The following is a 15,805-nucleotide window of genomic DNA, read 5'->3' as shown; positions in this document are numbered from 1 at the left end:
GCTGTAGGCGGGGTAGTCGTCGTCGTCGAGCCGTTGCTCAGGGCTCTGGCCGGATGCGGCGGGTGCGGCGGTGGGGGGTGGTGTGACGTGATGCGGCTGTTGTCGGCTGACGGTACCGGCGGCCTGAGCCTGGTCTGTTTGATCCATGCAACCTTCCTGAATGCGGACAGGGGCCCCGGCGCCATGATGCGCCGGGGCCCGAATGAGGTTTAACACCATCGATCGGCCTGCTGGCCGATTCACTTGTTCCGCAAATGTCTGCCCATTGGGGCGAGATGCGGGGATCGCATAAGCGTGACCGTAGACCACCGTCCTGTTCGTGGAACTGCGGTACCCGTGCGGCGATACGCCGGCGACGGGCGATCCTGATGGCGTTCAACACTCCTTTCCGGTTTATCCGTACGTCGGCACCTCGATCTCTGTGCCGACTTCGTGCAATGACAGCGCGTCCACCGCCCCGGCCCCGTGTTCGATCATTCTGGCCGCGGCAGTCCGACCTTCTGCCTCTTCCTTCTTCTGTACTGCTGTACTGCTGTGTTCTGTACTGCTGTCCACGTCGTCCGGGCGGCCCCGTCGTGTTGCTCGTCCTGCGCCGCCCTCGTGGATCCGGTCCTTGCGATGTCAGAAACTCTAGCTGCCCTCAACCGGAATGTCTACTGTGATGACTACAGATTTTCTCCTGCGTCCGCAGGAGTGCGGAATCGACCCGAGGGATCGAGGGCGAGGCGCGGCGAGACTGTCACCGGATGGCGAGACCGTCGATGGGTTCGAAGCCGGGGATCTGAACGGTGACGGTGGACACGTCCGCAGGAGGCTTGAACATCGCCCACAGCGTGTACTCCTCACCCTTGGTCACCAGGTACTCCGGGCGCGGCACGGACAGCAGGTAAGGGCCCACGGTGATGTGGTGTTCGGCGTCACGCAGCGGACGGTAACGGCGGGATCCGTCCACGAGCGCCGCGGCGCCGGTGCTGGCCTCTGCGTACACACCGCCCCAGTCGTGGGAGGAGGACCAGGCGTTGAGCGGTGTGTCACCGTCGTTGCGCAGGGTCCACACCAGGTTCACGTAGCCGCCTGCGTCTCTGGTCAGCTCGTTGACACGTACCTCGGCCTGGTCCGGCCAGGCGGCGCCCTCGACGCCGGGCGCCTTCCCGGCCCGGGCGCTTCCCAGCACGGGCAGCGTCGTGCCCGTCGCCGCCGTGGACGGCACGGCGGCCGGTGAGCGACTGAAGGTCGCCCGTGCCTGATCGGCGGGCGCCGCGGATGGCCGGTCGAAGGTGATGCCGACCCGCCGGTTGGTCCTGCGGCCCTCGGCGCGATCGTTGTCGGCGATCGGATCACGGGAGCCGTGGCCGCGCGCGTAGAAGCGGACGCCCGAGCGGGTGACCAGCTTCTTCAGGGCTGCTCGCACGCTGTCGGCGCGTCGTCGCGACAGCGGGTCGTTGACGGCGTCGGTGCCGGTGTCGTCGGTGTGGCCGTCGATGCCGACCTCGTCACCGGGGGACCGGTCGATCTGCGCGGCCACCTCCCGTAGGACGGCGTGGGCCGCGCGCGAGAGATCGGCCTTGTTCACCGCGAACAGCACGTCGGTCGACAGCCTGACCGACACCACCCGGCCGTCGTCGTCCTGGGCCGCGCCCGCCTGCTCGACCTGGTTCACGACCGACAGCGTCACCGGGTCACCGACGCGGGCGGAGTCGGGATCCACCGGGTCCTCACCCTCCTGCACGCGTAAGGGGGTCGGCGGCGCCTGCCCCAGAGGAACGTCCAGAAACGGCGGCGCCTGCGGGAACAGGACGTCGAGACGGGTGACGCCGGGCGGAGGCGCGGGGAAGACGGCAACCATCTCCTGCTCCTGGCCCGCCTTGACGGTCGGCCAGCCCCGGGTGCACTGGCAGTCGCCGTTGCGGTAGCCGCGCGGGAAGTACCAGCGGTCGTTGCCGCTGTCGAGCAGGGACACTCCGCCGATGGCGTTCTGGCCGAGGTTCGCGCTGTTCCACGGCACGGCCAGACTGGCGCTGAAGTAGTAGTCCTCCTCCAGGCCGTTGCGGACCCGCCAGCGGGCCACCACGGCCTGGGCCGAGACCCGGTCCAGGGCCAGCAGCTGAACGGTGATCTTGCTGCTCACCCCCAGGGACCGGCTGCCCAACGGCCGGCCCTCGACCCTCGGCGAGGGCTGCGACGACGTCGCGACCACACCGGGGACGGAGGTGCGACCGGCCTGTTCAGGAGAGCGCGACGAGGATGGGATTCCGGTGCCGCACGCACTCGCCGCCATGATCACCATTGCCAGACCGGCCGCCGGCATCGCGCGCCTCATCCTGCATCGCCCCCGTCACAGAAACCACTCAACCGCCCACAAGGGCGTTCAACGAGACGCGACCATATCTGCCGGTTCACCAGCGGCACATCAAACCATTGGTGTAAACCTGCGGTGTAGGCAGCCGAGTCGCCCACGCCGGCTTCCCCGGCGGTTCGCCGCGGTGAAGGGGCCACCTGCCCGTCCGGGGCGCCATTTCGGCGCCCCTCCTCATCTCCCACCGGTGGAGACGACGCCCTCAGACCAGCATGGCCACGGCCTTGACGGCCTCGTCCACCTGCTCGGGGGTGTTGACGATGGTGGTGCCGAAACGCAGCAACGTCCCGTTGTAGGGGGTGGTGCCGGCCACCACCTTGCTCCGGCGGAGCGCGTCGACCGCCTGCAGGGGTTCCATGCCGTCGATCGAGCAGCACACCAGCCCGGCCGACAGCGCCGGGTCGATCGGGGTGGCCAGCGTGACGTGCTTGATCCCGGCGAGCCCCGCCTTCAGCCTGCCGGCCAGTTCCTGGACACGCTGCTGCACCCGGTCGGGCCCGATCGCCTGCTGGAACGCGAACGCTGAGGGCATCGCCCATCGGTGCTCGAAGGCCTTGAACCCGCCGGGGGTGACGAGCTCGGCCGTGGTGGGGCCGGGCGGCGTGCCGAGCTGCCAGATCTCGAACGACTTCGGCCCGAAGCCGGCGATGACCGGCGACAGGGCGTCCCAGGCGCGGCCCCACAACACGCCGGTGCCGCGCGGGCCGAACAACCACTTGTGCGTCCCGCTGGCCAGGAAGTCACATCCCAGGTCCGCCACCTTGTCGGCCACGGCGGCGAAGCCGTGCACGCCGTCGACGCACAGCAGGACGCGGTCGTGCTCGTCGCGCCGGGCGTTGACGTCGGCCAGCATGGCGGCGATCTGCTTGACCGGCAGGCGCACGCCGGTGCCGGAGTGCACCCAGGTGATCGCCACCACCCGGGTACGCGGGCCGAGCGCCGCCTTGATCGCGCTGACCATGCGGTCGGCGGTGGCCTTGGCCGGGTCGTCGTAGAGGCGGACCTTGCGCACCCGCGCGCCGGTACGGGCCGCGAGCAGCCGCAGGCCCTCGTGGGTGGCCAGGAAGTCGTGCTCGGTGGTCAGGACGTCCTGGCCGGGGCGCAATCGCAGGCCGGAGTAGATCAGCCCGAGGCCCATGGTGGTGCTGTCGGTGAGGGCGACGTCCTCGGGCCGGCCGCCGAGGAAGCTGGCCGCGGCTTCGCGTACGGGCTGGTCCGGATCCTGGTCGCGGACCGGCGCGTAGTCGGGGTCGGCGTCGAGGCCGTCGCGGTGCTTGGCTATCTCGGCGCGTACCGGGGCGGGCGCGGGCGCCAGGGTGAAGGCGGCGAAGTGCGCGACGTCCCGGCGGAGGGCGAACTGGGCCCGGACGGAGGCCCAGTCGCGCGGGTCGAAGGAGGGCGCGTGCGGCGGCGGGGGCGTGGAGGAGGAGCAGGCTGCCGCCGCTCCGGCCAGGACGCCCACACCGAACAGGGCCCGTCTGTTCAGTTGCTGACTCACGTCTTCCGTCCTATCCCGCGCGAGGTGGCGTTGCACAGAGGATCGGCCGATCCGCGACGACCGCGCTCGTCGTCACCGAGCGCGGTTCGAACGGTCGCCCAGCAGGGGCGACGGCCATGGTCAGGACGAACAGGGCGACGCCGAGACAGGCCGCGGTGCTGGCCAGCCGGACGGCCAGCGGGGAAACGGCGACGGAGACGGGGGTGGCGCGCTGGGAGGAGATCTCCATCGCGTTCATGTCTTCGACGCCCTCCGACCTGGCCCAGGAGCTGGGCGTGCACCAGTCGTCGGTGACCCGGCAGATCCAGGCGCTGATCAGGCAGGGGCTGGTGCGGGCGACCACCGACCAGAACGACCGGCGGGCCAGCCCGCCTCCGCGCCCGGACGTGGCGGCCGGGGGTCACCGGTGGTGGATCGACTCCACGGTGTGCAGGTGGGGGTCGAAGTGGTCGGCGAGGGCGGCGGCCTGCCGCATGTGCACCTGCGCCTGCGGGATGTCGAGCATGGCGTGGAAATCGTCCGCCGACCGCCACTGGGCGTAGTTGACCACCCGGATGCCGTCGGTGCTCGCGTGGATGTTGGCGGAGACGAACCCCGGCAGGTGCCGCATGACGTCTTCGGTGGCCCGCGTGAGCAGGTCGACGAGTTCGCGCTGACGGTCTGCCTGAACGGTGAAGACGTTGATCAGGGTGGCGACGGGAGCGTCGGTGGTGATCGTGGTGGACGGCATGACCCCTCCTTATGTCAGGTTCCTTACATGAAGCAGTATGTGTAAGGTTCCTGTCATGAGTCAAGAGGATGTCCGGGAGCGTATCGGCTACTTGGTCAAGCAGGTCGATCAGGCGTTCCGTCGCTCCTGCGAGGAGCGGCTACGACCTCTGGGGCTGTCCATCTCCCAGTACGCGCTGATGCGGGCCCTGGCCGACGCCCCCGGAGCGCCGGCCGCCGAGCTCGCTCGCCGTACCTTCGTGACCCGCCAGTCCCTGCGCGACGTGCTCGGCGGCCTCACCGCGGTCGGTCTGGTCTCCGTCGCCGAACGGCCGGATGTCGGTCGCGCGTTGCCGATCACGCTCACCGGCCCCGGCCGAGCTCTGCTGGACCAGGCCGACGCGATCGTGCTCGACGTGGAGCGCCGCATGACCACCGGCTTCCCGCCCGAGGAGGTGCGGCACCTGGCCGCGCTGCTCTCGGCCTGCGCCCGGAACCTGACCGGGCAGCCCCCAACCGCCGAGCGCGAGGTCAGCGAGGGAAGCTGATCTCCACGCGGCGGTTCTTGGCCCGGCCGGCGGGGCTGTCGGCGCCTTCGGGAGTGGTGTTGGGCGCCACCGGATCAGCCGCGCCATGGCCCTGCACGGTCAAAGTGGTCCCGGAGCCGGCCAGGAGCTTGGTCAAGGCCCGCTGTACGGCCTGGGCGCGGGCCCGGGAGAGCGTCTGGTTGTAGGCGTCGGAGCCCTTGGCGTCGGTGTAGCCGTCCACGCGCACCTGCTTGCCGTGCGCCTTGGTCGTGAGCAGCCTGGCCGTCTCCGCCAGCCGGCTCCTGGCCTTGCTGGTGAGGGCGGCCTTGTCGAAGGCGAACAGCACGACGGCCGCCACAGTGATCTTGTCGCGGGTGCCGCGGGTCTCCTGGATCAGCGGCTCGTCCAGGTTGGATATGCGCTCCCCGATGTCCAGGACGTCGGCGGTGATGCCCCGCACCTCGCCGTTCAGGTCCAGGACCGGCGCGGTGGCGGGAGGGGCGGTGTTGACGGGCACCTGGACGGGCGGGCGGGGCGTCGGCGCGAGCAGCGCCGCCGCCGGCAGGAGGTCAGGAAACGGGGACATCGGCCAGCGTCCCGGCATGGGGGATGTGGACGTCCAGGGACGAAGCGGCTCGATTTGATCCCTCTCAGCGCGAATGGACCCGGATGGCAGAACTCGATCACAAGCATGGGGCCTCCTTCGTGCCCTTTGTCTTCTCAGCAGTGCCAACCTTTTGCGGCCTCCGCAGCGTTGGGAGGGTACCCGGATAAGGGAGAGACGTTGGATCGTGATACCGGTTTCCTGGCGTTCGTGAATGCGCATCAACGCCCGTTGATGCGCCTGGCCTACCTGCTGACCGGAGAGGTCCACCTCGCCGAGGACCTTCTGCAAGGCGTGCTGCTCCGCATGATCGGACGGTGGCCGAAGTTACGCCACATCGACAACCTCGACGCATACGCGCGAAAGATCATGGTCAACCAGCACATCTCGTGGCGGCGCCGCCGTGGCGCCGGCGAGGTGCTGAGCGCCGTCCCGCCCGATCGCGCGTACGCCTCCGAGGACGGCGCCGTGCTGCGGATCGTGCTGCACCAAGCGCTCATGCGGCTGACGCCCAAGCAGCGCGCGGTGATCGTCCTGCGCTTCTACGAGGACCGTACCGAACGCGAGGTCGCCGACCTGCTGGGCTGCTCGCTCGGCACGGTCAAGAGCCAGACGCACCACGCGCTGGCCCGCCTGCGGACGCTGGCGCCGGAACTCGCGCCTCGACTGCCCGAACTGGACCGCCCGACGCGTCATGAGGGGACACGCCGATGACCTGGCTCAGACAACAGCTCGGCCGCATCGCCGACGACGTGCCGGAACGTGACCTGGGCGCCAAGACGATCGCGATCCACCAGCGCAGACGGCGCAACTTCATCACGCTTGCCGCCGCCGCGGTGGTCGTCTTCACAGTACTCGCCGCCACCGTCGGCGTACGGGCGCTGTCCTCCGACCCACGAGCTGCCACTCGGCCGACCGGCTTGCCCGAACGGTCCACCATCAAGGTCGGGGTGGTGCCGACCGTGGAGTCAGCACCCGTGTTCGTGGCCCTGGCCAAGGGCTATTTCAAGGAAGAGGGGCTGACGGCCGAGCCGGTGATCGTCACCGGGGCCGCCGACGCGGTGCACCGGGTCGACAGCGGCGCGCTGGACCTGGCGCAGACCGATTACGCCATGGCCTTCGCCGCCAATGAGGTGGGCAAGCAAGTCAAGATCGTCGCCAGCATGTACCGGTCCGCGCAGGGGAGCTTCGCGATCGTCGTGAACGCCAAATCGAAGATCAGGACCGCGGCCGGGCTCAAGCGCAAGACGATAGCGGTGCCGAACATCGCAGGGCTCGGATCGTTGGCGCTGACAGCGGTGCTGGAGAGGGCCGGGCTGAGGTTGCGCGACGTCGTCCTGGTCGAGTGGCCCTACCCCCAAATGCTCAACCTGATGGACAAGGGGCAGGTGGACGCGGCCTTACTGGCCGAGCCGTACATCACCATGAGTCGCGCGAACAGCGGCACGCGGATCTTGGAGGACGCGATGAGCCGGGATTTCGCTGACCTGCACACCGCGGGCATGACAGCCACAGGCCAATGGGCCCGGCAAAATCCCCGCACGCTGGCGGCCTTCCAGCGCGCACTGGCAAAAGCGCAACGCCTGCTCGCCAGCGATCCCCAGCAGGCGCGCGACGTGCTGCCCAGCTACACGAGGATCGCCCGCACGCAACTCGCGGGCGTCGCGGTCGGCTCCTACCCGGCCAAGCTGGACCTGTCCGAACTCCAGCGGGTCGCCGACCTGGCCCGCACCTACAAACTCCTCAAACGTCCAGCGGACGTCCGGAGCACCGTCATGACGGGCGGATGAGCCACGCGCCTCCAAGAGTCACCGATGAGTCGCGCGAGGCTCCCCGCTTCCGGTCGCTTCCCACACGGCTGACCTGGGCGTGGCGACCTTTCTATGACCGCCCAGAAGGGACAATCAGCTCCCTCGACATCCCAGAGACCCCCCTGCCTGGCGGGAGTCTGACCGCCGGGCCGCCGCTGGTGAGCAGAGTTCCAGGTGTTCCAGCCCGCTGGTCATGGCCAGAGACCTGAACCAAGGGTAGGTGCGGCCCATGGGGCGCAACCGTGCTCCCAGCGCCGCCCGGTACCTGGGCCGACTCAATGAGGACTGTCCGGCGGCGGTATGAGTGCCGCGCGGCGCGCACGTCGCTGTGCCCGCGTTCAAGGCCAGGAGCACCTCAGGGGGAACCCTCGACGCTGCCCAACACCTCTTGGTGGTGGCGTCGCGCAGCTTTCCGAACGCCGCGGCGGCGAACACCACTCCGATGGCCACTCTGGCGAAGAGACAGATCTCTGGCAGTCCCACGGATGCGGAACGTACGCCACATGCTGCTTCGTGGTCGTCCCACGTGGGGCGGAACCTCGCCGTAGGCGCCTGCACCCGCGCAGCTGATTTGTACAACGGCTGCAGTAGATCGGGTGGAGATGGGCAGCACTCACCAATCACGACGGCTGGCTCTGCACATGGATGCACTGGGTCCTGATGACCGCGATGGCGATTCCCGTCTCCTGGGCGCCAGAAATACCGGGAGTATTCCGCTGGACAGAGTCGCCGTACAAACCGAAATCGCGCTGGTCGACTGAAGATTTCGACAACCCGGTCCTGACCCAGACCGCCAAGCCGCGACGGAAGCAGCGGCCGTTCACTCGCGAGTTTCGGCGGTCATGACCAGGGTCATGCTGGGCCGCCGAAGACGAACGTCGGAAATGGTTGCTGCTTTAATGGCGGATCATGAACTTTGGCAGGCTTTCAGCGAGCGGCCGGATTCTGATCGCGGCGCTGCTCTTACTCGGTGGTTGCTCCGTCCCGTCAGCCCCGGCGGTCACCACGCGGCAGCCGTCCGTCGTGCCGTCCACCACCTCCGCAGCCACCGCCGACGGGGGCACACCGGCCGCCGACGCTCCGCCCCTGGCCACGCTGTACGGCGACGGCCACACCGACGGCCTGGCCTCGGCACGCATCGACGTGATCGGGCTGGAACGCAGCGCCCCCAACGCCGTCACCGCGCGTTTCAGGATCAGCGCCGACCAGGGCGAGGTCCGGCTTGAGGGCTTCCACGCCGGACAGCTGGCCGGCGACACCCCCTATGACTACATTCAGGCCGCCTCCGGTTTCTACCTCCTGGACGACCCGCGCTTCTCCGTCTACTACCCGATGAAGAAGGACAACGCCGAGGTCCGGGCCCGCTGCCTGTGCAGCTACTCCGGGCCGCTCGCCAAGGCCACCCCCGGCAGCCCCGCGCTGATGTGGGCCACCTACCAGGTGCCACCTGAGACCACCAGCCTGGCCGTCGGCTTCGACAGCGCCGGATTGACCGCACCCCTGCCGATCAGCCCCACCGGCACCGGGCGGCCGCTGGACGGCGAACCGGACGCCGCCGCCATCGCCGCCGCCTTCCCGCTCACCGTCCCACTCGCCACCCGCTCCAACGCCACCACGACCTCGGTGACCGAGTCGGACCAGCAGGTGGAGCTCGCGCTCAACACCGACGTCCTGTTCGCCTTCGACAAGGCCACCCTCACCGCCCGCGCCAAGCAGACGCTCCAGCGGGTCGCGGAGCGCGTCCGAACCGAGGCCCAGGGGCCCGTGCGGGTCGTCGGGCACACCGACGACGTCGGCGACGACACCTACAACATGGACCTGTCCCTGAGGCGGGCCAAGGCCGTGCAGAAGGCACTGACCGGCCTCGTCGCCCCGGTCCCCTTGCAGGTGGAGGGCAAGGGCGAGACGGAGCCCGCCGTGAGAGCCACCTCCGACGCCGCCCGCGCCCGCAACCGGCGGGTCGAGGTGACCTTCCAGCGGCTGCCCAAGCCGGCCGGCGCGCCGCGCACACCCGTACCGACGCCGTCCGTCACGGCGACCACCACGGCGACCACGACGGGTCCGACGGCCACCGGCCTGCGGGAGCTGACCGGCCTCAAGGCCGACCTGCAGGAACTGAGGCGCATCAGCGACAGGACCCTCATCGCCACCGTCACCTTCCGGCACGCCGGCGGCGGCGACAAGGTCTCCTTGGAGAGGGGAGCCTGGGACCCCGACGTCGACCAGCAGGCCGGCATCTACGGGTACAAGCTCGACTTCTTCTGGCTGGCGCTGACCGACGCGGCTCATACCCGCTACTTCCCGCTGACCACGCCCGGCCGCCTCGACGTGCCCCGGCACTGCGTCTGCTCCACCACGGTGCTGAAGTCGCTGGGAGCGGGCGAGCAGATCCGGATGTTCGTGCTCATGACCGCCCCACCCGCCGACGTGACCAGCGTGGACGTGAACCTGTTCGGGTTCACCCCGATGCACGACGTGCCCGTCACCGAATGACCTCTCCCGCCCCGGCCACCGGGCGGGTCAACGCCTGCTCACCTCCACTGGCGTACGTCCCGCCCGGCCCGGATGCACCGAGGCCTCCCCGCGGCATCAGCGCAGCGTGGCCGGTGTGGCAGCTGTTCGATGAGCAGGAGTCGAGAGGTCAACGGATGCTCGTCCCTCGTGGCTACAGGCGCGCCGACCAGCCCCGCATCTGGAAACGCCCATCCCGAATGCCGGTTCTTGTGCTCACGGCATCGCTCGTCTATGCCTGCGGGCCCCAGGATCAGCCGGTGCGTGTCCGGCCGTCGAGCGACACGCCAAGCTGACCGTGTCACGCATGGAGATCATCACCACTGCCTCGGCCGAGCTCGACCCGCATCGGCAGGGCTGGACGCTTCCCCCGCCTCCGCCAGACCGGCGGGGCCGGCGGCTGCGCTCGAACTTCATCAACGGAAAAGGCGTTGCCCGTCCGCCGAGGGTGACCTTGTGCACGTCATCGACATCTCGCCCGACCAGCGCCTGCTCGACCTGCAGCGCGCCGCCTACGCCGTCGAGGCCGCGCTCATCGGCGACGACCGTGTCCCGCCGCTGCACGAGCCACTCTCCGACCTGCTCGCCGCGCCCCTCACCTGGGTCGGCGCCTTCGAGGGGGACGCCCTGCTGGGGGCCATCGCCGACAACCATCCCCGACTACCTGGGCGACGAACTCGGCGTCTGACGCTCAGCCGTGACCCCTGATGAGGGGGGCGGAGGCGATGAGCAGGCGGCGGGCCGCCCGCCAGGCGAGCCCAGCCCCGGCATCCCCGAGGAGGCGAAGGGCGGGAACCAGGCCGCGCCGGCCCTGGCCATGCGCACCGGCGATCATGCCTTGAGCGACAGCACGATCTTTCCCGTGGTACGGCCGGCATCGCTGAGCTCGTGAGCCTCGACCGCCCCCTCCAGCGGGAACACCCGGTCGATCTCGGGACGCAGTAGCCCCGCCTCCACCAGCTCGGCGACCTGCCGCAACCCCGCCTGGTCGGCCTCCACGATCATGAAGACGGCACGCCGGCCCACGGCGGCGGCCTCCTCGGCCAGGTACGCCTCGGCCGGTGAGGCGAGCGAGACCAGGATGCCGCCCGGACGCAGGATCTTCAGCGACCGCGGCCCGTAGGCGCCGCCGATCGTGTCGATCACGACGTCCACCGGCTCCACGACCGCCTCGAAGTCGGTCTCGGTGTAGTCGATCAGCTCGTCCGCGCCGAGCCCACGCAGGAACTCGTGCTTGGCCGTACGGGCGGTTCCGATCACATGGGCGCCGCGCGCCTTGGCGATCTGGACGGCCAGGTGCCCGACCCCACCGGCCGCCGCGTGCACCCGCACCAGCACCTCGGCCGGGCCGGGCTCCGGCCGCTCCGCCTCGATCACCTTCAACACCTCAGGGCCGCCGAAGTCGTCCTGGCCGATCGCGCGCATCGTCATCTCCTGCTGTCCGTCCACAGCCTGTGCGTACTCCTCTCGCGTCAGCCACTGGAACCCTGTCGCCTTGAGCGGTGTCCGAGCGGCTCTCTTCGCGGCCCAAGGGGTCGAACAGCGGCAGGACCAGGTCCACAGGCTTGGGTAGCGCGTGCAGTTCCCGCAGCATCACCGTGTCCGTCAGGACGAGGCACATTGACGGTCAGCAGCCGCCACAGCCTCCCCCGCAACCGCACCCGCCGCCTTGGGGCGGGCAGGGGGCCGGTGGGCGGGCGCAGACGACGACTTCGTCGGTGACGGGGCCGTCGGTCTCGTTGGCGGTGGCGGTGGCGGTATTGGTCAGCGGGCCGGGCTTGGTGACCTTGGCCAGCAGGGTGAGGGTCTGGGTGGTGCCGAGCTCCATCGCGCCGACGTCCCACAGGCCGGTGGCGGGGTCGTAGCCGCCGGCGGTGGCAGTGGCGGAGATGAAGGTCAAGCCCTCGGGAAGCTGGTCGACGACCGTGACGCCGGTGGCGTCGTTGGGCCCGTTGTTGGTGACGGCCACGTGGTAGGTGACCGCCTCGCCGACGGCGGCATCGGTACGGTCGGCGGCCTTGACGACGGCGAGCTCGACGACCCGCTTCACCGGCGTGGTGGTGGCGTTGGAGGTCGAGGTGAGGTGGTCGGGCGCGTCGCCGAGGGTGTTGTCGTAGGTGGCACGGGCCTGGTTCTCGATCTCGCGGCCGGCGCCGGCGCGCTCGACGCGGACACGGAACTCCACCGTGGTTCCGTTGGGCGCGTCCGCGGTCGAGGCCAGGCTGCCGCCCTGCTGGGCGGTGGCGCCCTGGCCCAGGTGGAAGACGACGCGGCCGGCTCCTGCGTCGACGTACGCCTGGTCGTCGCCGGCCGTGTCGCTCTTGCCGCCCCTGTTGGGGCCGTCGATGACGCGCAGGGAGCCGGGGACGTAGCTGGTGCCGGGCGGGATGTCGTCGGTCAGGACGAGGTTGTCGGCCGGGGCGCCGCCTTCGTTCCTGGCGTTCACCCGGTAGGTGATGACGTCGCCGACCTCGACCTCGCCCTCGGGGATGGCGGCCTTGGTGAGGACGACGCAGGGGGCGGTGCCGAAGACGATGCCGTCCAGGAAGTTGCCGATCGCCGGGTTGCCGCCGGCGGCTGAGATGGACTTGAAGGCGAACCGGGTGGTGGTCTGGCCGGGTGGGACGACGTATTCGCCGGTGTAGTGGCCCCAGGCGGTGTTGCCGTCGGTCATCCGCGCCTGTTCCACCGGGGCGTTCGGGGGGCCGATCTGCAGTGCCATGGTGTCGGCGCCCTGGCGGCCGCGGTGTGAGAGTTTCCAGTACAGCTTGGTGCCGGGTGTGGTGGGCAGGTCCTGGTACAGGGTGGAGACCATGTTGGCGTTGAGCTCGGCGAACTGCCGGCCGTCGTCGGAGGGCACGTTCTGGAAGCCGGTGTGCCAGAGTTCGATCTGGCCGTCGGAGGCGGTGGTGCGCCAGCCGGGCACCGCGCGGGGGTCGTTGTGGGAGGCGTCGGGCCTTATCTCGTAGTTGCTGACGACGGGTGCTTCGAAGCTGCCGTTGATCAGGGAGATGCGTGGTCCGCATCCGCCGGGGGCGGGGTTCTGGGGGACGGCCATGAGGTTTCCTTCCGTCGAGGTGGCGGCGAACTGGTCGGCGTCGATGGCCTTCGTGTGCGCCGTCTGGGGCCTGCGCAGCGGGCTGCTGCGGGCGCGAGAGCGCAGGGCGGACCACAGACGGGCGGCTTGGGACGGCTTGTCGGCGTGCACGAGCGAATGGCCTCGCGTGGTGGGCGGGCGGGGTCGAGATCGGGAGAAGCGCGGCAAGGGGCGCGGCTTTCCTGCTCGGCGACGGTCGGGGACGAGCAGGGGCCGGCTGTCATGTCCGGTCGGCGGGCTGCTTGATGGGCGGCTGCCCTACGAGCCTGCGGCCTTGGCGGCTGTGCTGATCACGACGGTGAGGGAGGTGGGGGCGTGTGTTCAGCGCCTTTCAGCCATGAACGCTTTCCGTGGTCGATTGCACACCTAATGTAATTGAGGCTGGTGACGGCGATGAACTAGCCGCAGAGTTAGAGCCGCATGGCCGCAAGGGGGGCGGCGCGCCCACAAGTGCTGTTCGGCGCTGTTGCGAGCGAGCTGCCGTTGTTGACATTCGTCGCACGGGCGACAAAATACACATATGAACAGTTCTTCAGCTGAGAATGTGTTGGTGGTGGACGGCTGCACCGTCAAGGTCGTCGACGCCGACCGGGTGTCCGCGGTGTGCGAGCGGATGCCCGCCGCCGAGGACCTCACCGACACGGCGGACATCTTCGGCCTGCTGTCCGACCCCAACCGGCTGAAGCTGCTGGTCGCCCTGCTGGACGGCGAGCTGTGCGTGTGCGACCTGGCCGCGGTGACCGGGCAGAGCGAGTCCGCGGTCTCCCATGCGCTGCGCCTGCTGCGCGCCCACCGCATCGTGGCCGCCCGCCGGTCGGGCCGGATGGCTTATTACCGGCTGGCGGATCCGCACGTACGGATGCTGCTGGACCTGGCGCTGGCCCACACCGAGCACACCGAGGCCATCCACCCGGAGCGGGAGGGCGAGCGCTGATGGGCGTGGGTCACGGGCACGGGCACGCCGGTGCCCGGCACCGCTGGCGGCTGGCGGTCTCGTTCGTCCTGATCGGCGGATTCTTCCTGGTCGAGCTGGTCTACGGACTGATCTCCGGGTCGCTGGCCCTGATGTCGGACGCCGGGCACATGGCCGCCGACGTGGTCACGCTCGGCGCGGCGCTGGTCGCGACCAGGATCGCCGCTCGCCCCGACACCACCGGCCGGCGCAGTTACGGGTCCTACCGGGCCGAGGTGTTCGCCTCGCTGCTGGCCGTGATCCTCATGCTGGGCGTCGCCGTCTACGTGGTCGCCGAGGCGATCGGCAGGATCGGCGGCCCGGCCGAGGTCTCCTCCGGGCCGATGCTCGTGGTGGGCGCGCTCGGTCTGGTGGTCAACCTGATCGCCCTGTTCCTGCTGCGGTCCGGCGCCAGCGAGAGCCTCAACGTCAAGGGCGCGTACCTGGAGGTGGTCGCCGACACCGCGGGCTCGGTCGGCGTCATCGCGGCGGGGTGGCTGATCACGGCGACCGGCCAGGTGTTCTGGGACACGGTCATCGCGCTGGCCATCGGCGTGTTCGTCGCCGTACGTGCGATCTCGCTCGGCCGGCAGGTGTTCGCGGTCCTCGGTCAGCACGTGCCCGAGGGCATGGACGCCGCCGTCGTGGCGGCCGACCTGGCGGCCATCGAGGGCGTGCGCGACGTGCACGACCTGCACCTGTGGACGCTGACCTCCGGCATGAACGTCGCCACCGCGCACCTCGTCACGGGCGACCAGAGCGACAACCACTCCGTCCTCGACCAGGCCCGCGACCTGCTCCGCACCCGTCATGGCGTCGCACACGCGACCCTGCAGGTGGAGCCGGACGGCCACATCGGCTGCGACGAGGTCGGCTGGTAGCCGCGGGCTACTACGAGGGCCGCCGGCAGAGCCAGGTCAGGCGGGGTTCGAGCATCCACTTGAACAGGCCGCGGGTCTGCGGCAGGCACAGCACGATGGTCAGGGCGAAGCAGCTCGACAGGATGGCGAGGGCACCGAGCGGCCCGAACAACCAGGGGAAGGACAACCATCCCTGGTCCTTGGCGACGAGCACGACCACGCCGTGCGGCAGGTAGCAGTAGAGCGTGCGGGTGCCGAGCTCGGTGAACCACGTTTCGCGCCTGGGCACCAGTGCCAGCCCGGTAACTGGCCTTGTAGTGGAACGGGCTCAGCTTGGCCCGCGGGGCGACGTAGAGCGCCACGGGCACCGGGTACTTCATCCGCTTCCACACCGGTGTGGACAGCCGCCAGAACAGCAGCGCCAGCAGGTACCAGTTGAGCCAGGCCGGATCGATGATCGTCAGACTCCACGATGTACATGGCCCGCGACGAGTCGGCCGCCAGCGTCGGCACGAGCGCGTGGCCCGTCGGCACACCCCCGGCCAGATCACGCAGACGCTGCGCCAGGCCAAGATCGACCCCGGCACCAGTGTCGGGGAGCTCACCCTGCTGCAGCGCCACCTCCTGCTCACCTCCCTCAGCGACGCACTCCCCACCCCGCCTCCCTGAGACGGCACCTCGGCCGACCCGCTCGCCTCCACGAAAGGGGTTGCGCTCGCCACAGCCGGATACGCAGGTTCGGCCGATGAAGTTCGACAACTTGTAGAAATGAATGTCGGCGACTCACACCCGTCCCACCTGGACCGATAAGGCCGTCATGAGGAGCGGCCCCGTCCCGGGATCAAGGGCTTAGCCGGGTCTTACGCCGGAGTTGGCACCGT

At 69.8% G+C, this 15,805-nt stretch carries 15 protein-coding genes and 1 pseudogene; 9 read left to right on the top strand and 7 right to left on the bottom strand.

Annotated elements, in window-relative coordinates; all coding sequences use genetic code 11:
- Positions 1 to 739 precede the first annotated feature (739 nt).
- Together ACNF49_RS08790 and ACNF49_RS08785 are read right to left on the bottom strand one after the other, a co-directional pair.
- Positions 740 to 2,128 carry an OmpA family protein gene (locus ACNF49_RS08790; protein ID WP_482943359.1) on the bottom strand — a complete coding sequence of 463 codons (1,389 nt, stop codon included), beginning with the start codon at positions 2,126 to 2,128 and terminating at the stop codon, positions 740 to 742.
- Positions 2,129 to 2,558: 430 nt separating this feature from the next.
- Entirely contained in the window at positions 2,559 to 3,854 is a 1,296-nt protein-coding gene (locus ACNF49_RS08785; protein ID WP_482943358.1) for an aminotransferase class V-fold PLP-dependent enzyme, read from the bottom strand.
- A gap of 116 nt (positions 3,855 to 3,970) precedes the next feature.
- On the opposite strand from ACNF49_RS08785, the pseudogene ACNF49_RS08780 reads away from it, so the two are divergent.
- Positions 3,971 to 4,162, top strand: a pseudogene (locus tag ACNF49_RS08780) (hypothetical protein); the annotation flags it as partial.
- A 92-nt stretch (positions 4,163 to 4,254) separates the two neighbouring features.
- Here ACNF49_RS08780 and ACNF49_RS08775 read toward each other — a convergent pair.
- Positions 4,255 to 4,584, bottom strand: coding sequence for an antibiotic biosynthesis monooxygenase family protein (locus ACNF49_RS08775; RefSeq protein WP_482943357.1), 330 nt, complete (start codon positions 4,582 to 4,584; stop codon positions 4,255 to 4,257).
- Between the two features lie 55 nt (positions 4,585 to 4,639).
- Between ACNF49_RS08775 and ACNF49_RS08770 the strand changes: the two genes are divergently transcribed.
- Entirely contained in the window at positions 4,640 to 5,110 is a 471-nt protein-coding gene (locus ACNF49_RS08770) for a MarR family winged helix-turn-helix transcriptional regulator (protein WP_482943356.1), read from the top strand.
- Here the strand turns inward: ACNF49_RS08770 and ACNF49_RS08765 are convergent.
- Positions 5,094 to 5,675: an OmpA family protein gene (locus tag ACNF49_RS08765; RefSeq protein ID WP_482943355.1), complete on the bottom strand. Its 582-nt coding sequence runs from the start codon at positions 5,673 to 5,675 to the stop codon at positions 5,094 to 5,096. The two genes, ACNF49_RS08770 and ACNF49_RS08765, sit on opposite strands and share 17 nt — an antisense overlap.
- 168 nt (positions 5,676 to 5,843) lie before the next feature.
- On the opposite strand from ACNF49_RS08765, the gene ACNF49_RS08760 reads away from it, so the two are divergent.
- From ACNF49_RS08760 to ACNF49_RS08745, 4 genes are all read left to right on the top strand, one after another.
- Positions 5,844 to 6,407, top strand: a complete 564-nt coding sequence (locus tag ACNF49_RS08760; protein ID WP_498703803.1) for a SigE family RNA polymerase sigma factor — start codon at positions 5,844 to 5,846, stop codon at positions 6,405 to 6,407.
- Positions 6,404 to 7,483, top strand: coding sequence for an ABC transporter substrate-binding protein (locus ACNF49_RS08755; RefSeq protein WP_482943353.1), 1,080 nt, complete (start codon positions 6,404 to 6,406; stop codon positions 7,481 to 7,483). The genes ACNF49_RS08760 and ACNF49_RS08755 overlap by 4 nt, the downstream gene beginning before the upstream one ends.
- Positions 7,484 to 8,413: 930 nt before the next feature.
- Positions 8,414 to 9,997 (top strand): OmpA family protein, encoded by a 1,584-nt coding sequence (locus ACNF49_RS08750; protein ID WP_482943352.1) that lies wholly within the window; start codon positions 8,414 to 8,416, stop codon positions 9,995 to 9,997.
- Between the two features lie 474 nt (positions 9,998 to 10,471).
- On the top strand, positions 10,472 to 10,723 hold the full coding sequence (locus tag ACNF49_RS08745) for a hypothetical protein (RefSeq protein ID WP_482943351.1): 252 nt from the start codon (positions 10,472 to 10,474) through the stop codon (positions 10,721 to 10,723).
- Between the two features lie 123 nt (positions 10,724 to 10,846).
- Here the strand turns inward: ACNF49_RS08745 and ACNF49_RS08740 are convergent, their stop codons facing one another.
- Positions 10,847 to 11,464 carry an NADP-dependent oxidoreductase gene (locus ACNF49_RS08740; RefSeq protein WP_482943350.1) on the bottom strand — a complete coding sequence of 206 codons (618 nt, stop codon included), beginning with the start codon at positions 11,462 to 11,464 and terminating at the stop codon, positions 10,847 to 10,849.
- 178 nt (positions 11,465 to 11,642) lie between these two features.
- Positions 11,643 to 13,223: a CLIPPER-2 domain-containing protein gene (locus ACNF49_RS08735; protein ID WP_482943349.1), complete on the bottom strand. Its 1,581-nt coding sequence runs from the start codon at positions 13,221 to 13,223 to the stop codon at positions 11,643 to 11,645.
- 442 nt (positions 13,224 to 13,665) lie between these two features.
- On the opposite strand from ACNF49_RS08735, the gene ACNF49_RS08730 reads away from it, so the two are divergent.
- Positions 13,666 to 14,046 (top strand): ArsR/SmtB family transcription factor, encoded by a 381-nt coding sequence (locus ACNF49_RS08730; protein WP_482943348.1) that lies wholly within the window; start codon positions 13,666 to 13,668, stop codon positions 14,044 to 14,046.
- Positions 14,046 to 14,945, top strand: coding sequence for a cation diffusion facilitator family transporter (locus ACNF49_RS08725; protein WP_482943347.1), 900 nt, complete (start codon positions 14,046 to 14,048; stop codon positions 14,943 to 14,945). The genes ACNF49_RS08730 and ACNF49_RS08725 overlap by 1 nt, the downstream gene beginning before the upstream one ends.
- 10 nt (positions 14,946 to 14,955) lie before the next feature.
- Here the strand turns inward: ACNF49_RS08725 and ACNF49_RS08720 are convergent, their stop codons facing one another.
- A complete protein-coding gene (locus ACNF49_RS08720; protein ID WP_482943346.1) occupies positions 14,956 to 15,213 on the bottom strand; it encodes a hypothetical protein in 258 nt (85 codons plus the stop codon).
- 230 nt (positions 15,214 to 15,443) lie between these two features.
- Here ACNF49_RS08720 and ACNF49_RS08715 point away from each other — a divergent pair, with 230 nt between their 5' ends.
- Positions 15,444 to 15,593: a hypothetical protein gene (locus ACNF49_RS08715; RefSeq protein WP_482943345.1), complete on the top strand. Its 150-nt coding sequence runs from the start codon at positions 15,444 to 15,446 to the stop codon at positions 15,591 to 15,593.
- The last annotated feature ends 212 nt before the right edge of the window (positions 15,594 to 15,805 follow it).

The organism is Actinomadura sp. ATCC 39365 (assembly GCF_054392275.1).
This window is presented reverse-complemented; position numbering and strand designations above follow the sequence as displayed.

Bases quoted from the DNA above. Each gene is read 5' to 3' on its own strand.
- ACNF49_RS08755 (WP_482943353.1), top strand. From the start codon at position 6,404: ATGACCTGGCTCAGACAACAGCTCGGCCGCATCGCCGACGACGTGCCG.
- ACNF49_RS08765 (WP_482943355.1), bottom strand. From the start codon at position 5,675: ATGTCCCCGTTTCCTGACCTCCTGCCGGCGGCGGCGCTGCTCGCGCCG.
- ACNF49_RS08725 (WP_482943347.1), top strand. From the start codon at position 14,046: ATGGGCGTGGGTCACGGGCACGGGCACGCCGGTGCCCGGCACCGCTGG.
- ACNF49_RS08770 (WP_482943356.1), top strand. From the start codon at position 4,640: ATGAGTCAAGAGGATGTCCGGGAGCGTATCGGCTACTTGGTCAAGCAG.
- ACNF49_RS08775 (WP_482943357.1), bottom strand. From the start codon at position 4,584: ATGCCGTCCACCACGATCACCACCGACGCTCCCGTCGCCACCCTGATC.
- ACNF49_RS08750 (WP_482943352.1), top strand. From the start codon at position 8,414: ATGAACTTTGGCAGGCTTTCAGCGAGCGGCCGGATTCTGATCGCGGCG.